The 5296-nt window shown below is 52.0% G+C and carries 6 protein-coding genes and 1 pseudogene; 1 reads left to right on the top strand and 6 read right to left on the bottom strand.

Going from position 1 to position 5296, the window contains the following annotated elements; all coding sequences use genetic code 11:
* From ACOTZF_RS24910 to ACOTZF_RS24895, 4 genes and pseudogenes are all read right to left on the bottom strand, one after another.
* Positions 1–55, bottom strand: a 55-nt coding sequence (locus ACOTZF_RS24910; protein ID WP_369879815.1) for an MbeB family mobilization protein, incomplete at its 3' end; no start/stop codon positions are given.
* 7 nt (positions 56–62) lie between these two features.
* Positions 63–743 (bottom strand): annotated as a pseudogene (gene mbeA / locus ACOTZF_RS24905) (plasmid mobilization relaxase MbeA); the annotation flags it as partial.
* Entirely contained in the window at positions 733–1077 is a 345-nt protein-coding gene (locus ACOTZF_RS24900) for a MobC family plasmid mobilization relaxosome protein (RefSeq protein ID WP_031603520.1), read from the bottom strand. The gene ACOTZF_RS24900 and the pseudogene mbeA, both read right to left, overlap by 11 nt.
* A gap of 1230 nt (positions 1078–2307) precedes the next feature.
* A complete protein-coding gene (locus ACOTZF_RS24895; protein ID WP_000594459.1) occupies positions 2308–2589 on the bottom strand; it encodes a type II toxin-antitoxin system RelE/ParE family toxin in 282 nt (93 codons plus the stop codon).
* Positions 2590–2926: 337 nt separating this feature from the next.
* On the opposite strand from ACOTZF_RS24895, the gene ACOTZF_RS24890 reads away from it, so the two are divergent.
* Positions 2927–3220 (top strand): HigA family addiction module antitoxin, encoded by a 294-nt coding sequence (locus ACOTZF_RS24890; RefSeq protein ID WP_000609279.1) that lies wholly within the window; start codon positions 2927–2929, stop codon positions 3218–3220.
* A 1532-nt stretch (positions 3221–4752) separates the two neighbouring features.
* Here the strand turns inward: ACOTZF_RS24890 and ACOTZF_RS24885 are convergent.
* Both ACOTZF_RS24885 and ACOTZF_RS24880 read right to left on the bottom strand, forming a co-directional pair.
* Entirely contained in the window at positions 4753–4968 is a 216-nt protein-coding gene (locus tag ACOTZF_RS24885; RefSeq protein WP_000137422.1) for an MbeD family mobilization/exclusion protein, read from the bottom strand.
* Between the two features lie 6 nt (positions 4969–4974).
* On the bottom strand, positions 4975–5296 hold a 322-nt coding region (locus ACOTZF_RS24880; RefSeq protein ID WP_421636226.1), incomplete at its 5' end, for a mobilization protein.

The following is a 5296-nucleotide window of genomic DNA, read 5'->3' as shown; positions in this document are numbered from 1 at the left end:
GCTGCGCTTTCGATTGCTGCTCTAAGTCCTTCGCCAGCGTTAAAAGACTGCTCATAGATGGCTCCCTTCAGTCGGATGTTTCGCCCCCCGTCCGGATCGGCAATGCTGATACTGCTTTTCGTGGTGCGCACCACCTCAAAACCTGCACCTTCAAGAGTGTCAGTGACATCCTGACGGCTTTTCAGCTCCCCGGACGAAGCAAGGGTCAGCAGTCCCCGGGTAATGGCTTCTGCGGCCTCCTGCTTCGTTTTCGGAAGCCCGGACGGCGTGACCAGCGCCCGGCGGTTTTCCGGCGCGTTCGGGTCGTGCAGCCCCAGTCTGCCGTTCACGATAGTCTGCCAGGCATCGATGCGCGGCCGGTCGGCGCGGTCGTAGTAAGGCTGGAGCCGCCTGCCGGTCAGCAGCTCGGTATTGGGGATCAGAAAGTTCAGCTCCAGACGCCCCTTGTCCGCGTGCTCCACCCACAGAATGCTGTACTGATCTTTATCGAGTCCGGGCATCAGAACCCGCTCGAAGCTGGCCATCAGTTTTTCCCGCTGGCCGGGAGGCAGATCGGCCTCCGCAAACGACAGAACGCCGGAGGTGTATTTCTTAACGTAAGGCGACGCGTCAATCAGCTCCCGGACTTCTTCCGGCTTCCCCTGCAGGACGGTGGCGCCTTCACGCTGCCGGTCTTTACCCAGCAGATAGTCCACCGGCCCGGCGCCACCGCCGCGGCCGCGCGGATGAAATTTAACGATCATCGTCCGTTCCTTTCTCAAGAACGGCGTGCCGCAGCCGCTCAAGGCCGGCATCGATGGCCATCAGCGCCGCCACAATCTGTACCCTGTCATGGCCGGTGCCGCCGCCGGCGTTAACACGGCGGGCTATCTGGTTCAGGTTATTGCCCATGCCGGCAAGCTGGCGCAGCAGCGCCGGCGAGAGTGAGGGGAGCTTTCCTGAACGTGCCGGCTTTTCGTCCAGGCAGATCTGCCTCATCCACGCCGCCAGCTGCCTGCCGTCACAGCGCTCGAGCAGCCGCCGGTGCTCGTCCTCCGTCACCCACATGGTGAGCATCTTGCTCCGTTTCTCTGACAAACCGGCCTCCTGATAACGCCGGGACGGGCGGGAAAGCCTTTCCCGGTCGGCGCGGGGTTGGACAAACCGCAGGCGCGTCAGGCTTTTGGCGGGTTTCGGGGCGCAGCCCTGAACCAGTCACGTAGCGCTAGCGGAGTGTATACTGGCTTACTATGTTGGCACGGATGAGGGTGTCAGTGAAGTGCTTCATGTGGCAGGAGAAAAAAGGCGGCACCGGTGCGTCAGCAGAATATGTGATACAGGATATATTCCGCTTCCTCGCTCACTGACTCGCTGCGCTCGGTCGTTCGGCTGCGGCGAGCGGAAATGGCTTACGAACGGGGCGGAAATTTCCTGGAGGATGCTAGGAAGAAGCTTAACAGGGAAGCGAGAAGGCCACGGCAAAGCCGTTTTTCCATAGGCTCCGCCCCCCTGACAAGCATCACGAAATCTGACGCTCAAATCAGTGGTGGCGAAACCCGACAGGACTATAAAGATACCAGGCGTTTCCCCCTGGTGGCTCCCTCGTGCGCTCTCCTGTTCCTGCCTTTCGGTTTACCGGTGTCACTCCGCTGTTATGGCCGCGTTTATCTCATTCCACGCCTGACACTCAGTTCCGGGAAGGCAGTTCGCTCCAAGCTGGACTGTATGCACGAACCCCCCGTTCAGTCCGACCGCAGCGTCTTATCCGGTAACTATCGACTTGAGTCCAACCCGGAAAGACACAACAAAACGCCACTGGCTGCGGCCATTGGTAAGAGGGTGTACAAGAGATTACTGATGCAGAGTTCTTGAAGTCAGAGCCATACTGAGGCTAAACTGGAAGGACAGAATTTGGTTTCAGCGGTCTTGTACACCCTGTTACCACGGTTCAGAAGTTCCCCAACTTACTGAACCCTCGAAAAAACCGCCTCCCCAGGCGGTTTTTTCGTTTCGAACATAAGATACGCTTTGTCGATTTAATCAGTCAAGGAAGAACCCTGAAAGCCTCAATCGCTTACAGAATTATTCTTGTTAGAGACATGTTTCTGCACCGTATCAACACCAGTACACAAAACAGCTGCAAACAGGAACCATCCCCACCCATCTAGGCCACGAACAGCAAGAACCCCAGCAATGACTACACAAAGCAAAGGGAACAACAAAATCATAAAGGCTCTCATAAATCCTCCAGAGGTACTTATTTTTGAATAAAGTCCCTAATCCATCCATATTGCCACTAGGATGGATTAGTAACTTACTTATTGATTACTAATGGTAATCTTCAAGATCAACGTCTAAGACGTTTGGTTCTTCCACCTTGAAAACCACCCTCCAGTTTCCGTTAACCTCTACGGAAAACTCACCTTTACGTTCACCTTTTAGGGGGTGACACCCCAGCGCCCTTACATCCACAATATCTTGAAGACATGTTGCGGTGCTTAGCGTAGTCAATATCATGCGAAGTTTTTTCGCTAAGTGAGGCTGAATTCCGGCGGTGTTACCGTTTTCAGCAAAACTCCGAAGCCCTTTATGCTTTATGTTTTTTATCATCAATCATCTCCATAAAATTTTCGTCGATATCTATCTCTATAAACAGAAAACAATTTGACAGCGTCCATTTGAACCCCTTGCATTATTAAAATAATTGACGTAACTTTGTCTCTGAGGTCGATTACCTCGTTTGACTTCCAAGAGCGCTAACCGTACAATATGGCGCCTTGAAAAAGTCGGTAAAGACACCATATCAGCGGTAGCTTTCTGCTCCACCGAGCATCCTAAAGCTTACTGCTTTTTTTGTCAATAACAGACACTTGCGTATTGTGCAATGCGCAACGCGAAAGAAACAAAATGTTTTGTGTAATCAAATACAAAACCAATAGAGGAAGGCATGATAAATCTTTACGATCCTGTACACCCCGGTGAATTCATCAGGGAAATGTTCATGGAACCGTTCGAAATACCTGCCGCAGAGTTAGCTGATAAGCTTGAAGTATCACAATCTGCATTAAGTAGATTGCTCAATGGAAAAACTGATCTTAGTTATGAGATGGCTCTTCGACTATCTAAAGTTATAGGCCGCTCTGCAGAGTCGTGGGTTAATATGCAGGCTCAGTACAGCCTCTCGAAAAGTCGTAAGACTTTATCCGAGACGCTAGAACACCTTCATCCGATGTTTCCATAAGTAAAAGCCCGCTCGTGCGGGCTTTTTGCCGTAAAACCCCCCGCATACCTACCTTTAGTTTGATTTTTAGTTCAGTTCTTAGATCTTGAAATGATTGTTGTTTGAACACCAATAAGATGCCCATACAAGGCTCTAAAAAGGAGAACAAAATGGCAATTTATGTAGGACCACATGGCAAAATAGGTCGTGATGGTGGCTCATTCCAAGAATGTGACATCAACACAAACACTCATACTGTTACCCGCAAATATGGACGATACTGCACCATTCGCGATAATGAGTTCGCACCACCAACGAGCGCACCTGGCAGGTACTGGCTACAGATCTACCGAACCCCAGACAACACTGAGTAACAGAAGCGCCAGTAACGACAAAGCCCGCATAAGCGGGCTTTGTCTCTTACAAAATTCCTCGTCGTCGCAATTCAGCTTCTATCGCCTCACATGCGGCATCCACAATCTCCGTGTTGTAGTACCTGGACATGCCACTGCTAATGATATCGTCCATTAGGGCACGGTTATGAGCTAAGGTACGTCGTAAGTATTCAGGGGTATGTTGCTCCATCGGATTCTCCTTTTCATGACTGAGCATTATTGCTTACCTGTATTTATCCCCGTCAGTGCTGGTCACGTTGAAAAGCCCTAAAAAACCACTTTTTTAGCTGCCTTAATCATTGAAAAATGGCACTTAAATCCACATCTATCGCGCTGGGGAAATCGCCCGCACACAGCCACTGATAAAATAAAAGTGAGATAAAATGGATCCAATGGATAAGATTTGCGATGTTTGTGCCCTCCCTGCCAGCGCCTGTACCTGTGGCTTCTGCGATGACTGCAACGAGAAGCTGGCAGACTGCGTCTGTGAGCGCTGCAGCGATTGTGGAAATTTAGATGAGCACTGTAGCTGCTCACGTTGCGACGAGTGCGGTGAAAAACTGGATGAGTGCATATGTGAGGAGTGCGAAGAATGTCTCCGCAGTCCACATGATTGTATCTGCGAAAACTGACCTAAGGCCGAATTCTCTTTCAAGAGCGACCGGGACGGTCGCTCTTATTTACCATAACATCCGTTGGGCGCACCGCTGAAACGGGGTTGGCTGCGTTTCCGGTGCCAGACGCGAGAAAGTGGCGACAGACATAACGAAAAAACACCAGAAACGCAGCCGCTGAATATTACACTGGTGCATAGTCATGCAGCCAGATGCATGGATGTTAAAGTCACACTAAAATCCGCGCCAATGCCTTAAAAACCGACAAATGCTTCTCCAGCCAGTCCCACAGCTCCGCCGCCAGATACAGGCAGTTAAGCAATGATTCAATAAGATTTAACAGCTTCATTTCCCGCTCCTGAATAAGTCGTGACCTTTTTGATCACGAACCTATTTAGCGGGAGAAATAAGAGCCCCTCTTCGTGCGGGTTGTCAGCTGCCTGGATGGTTTAAAGTGTCGGCCCGCGGTAGGTTTTCTGCGGCTGGCGCTCCAGCTCCAGTGTTTTCTGATACTCATTCTCCCTCTGCCGGAGCTCGATGGCATTCAGTTCCCGGACAAGCGGCGCAGCTGCTCGCTTAAACTCAGCACCTGCGTGCTCAAGTCCGACACGCGCTCGTTCAGCACCGCGTTCTCCCGTTGCATAAGCCCACACATGCTCCGCCATTCCGCGAAGGCGCTCTCCCATTCGTCCAGCCTTTGCGAGTAGTCCTGCTGTAGCTGCTCTAATGCGCTCAGCAACTGCTTTTCCAGCTCTGTCATTTTCAGCTACTCCTGTTTCAGGCGGATCCATGTCGTCCCGTCGTAAGGGATGGCTTCGGTTTGTATCCCCGGCGGCAGGATAAGAAACCTCCGGCCGTCGCTGCTCTCCTGATAGCGCACTCCCCACGTCCTGGCGGTCATTTTCGCCAGGGTATCTTCCTGCTGACGAAGATGCGTGTAATTGTCGGTTATCTGCTGCCCCTGCCACCACAGAATGCTCCCGCTCGTGCCGCTCAGCAGCGCTGACACCATCAGGATGGTGAGCCATGTCCGCCCGGCAGTCCGCAGTACGCTCCGCCGGTTTTTCTCCATCGCCTCGCTCATACTC

This window comes from Enterobacter cloacae complex sp. SHL021, from assembly GCF_049237765.1.
GTDB classification, from domain to species: Bacteria; Pseudomonadota; Gammaproteobacteria; order Enterobacterales; family Enterobacteriaceae; genus Enterobacter; species Enterobacter cloacae.
Note: the sequence above shows the minus strand (reverse complement) of the source record. Positions and strands in the feature narration are given on the sequence as shown.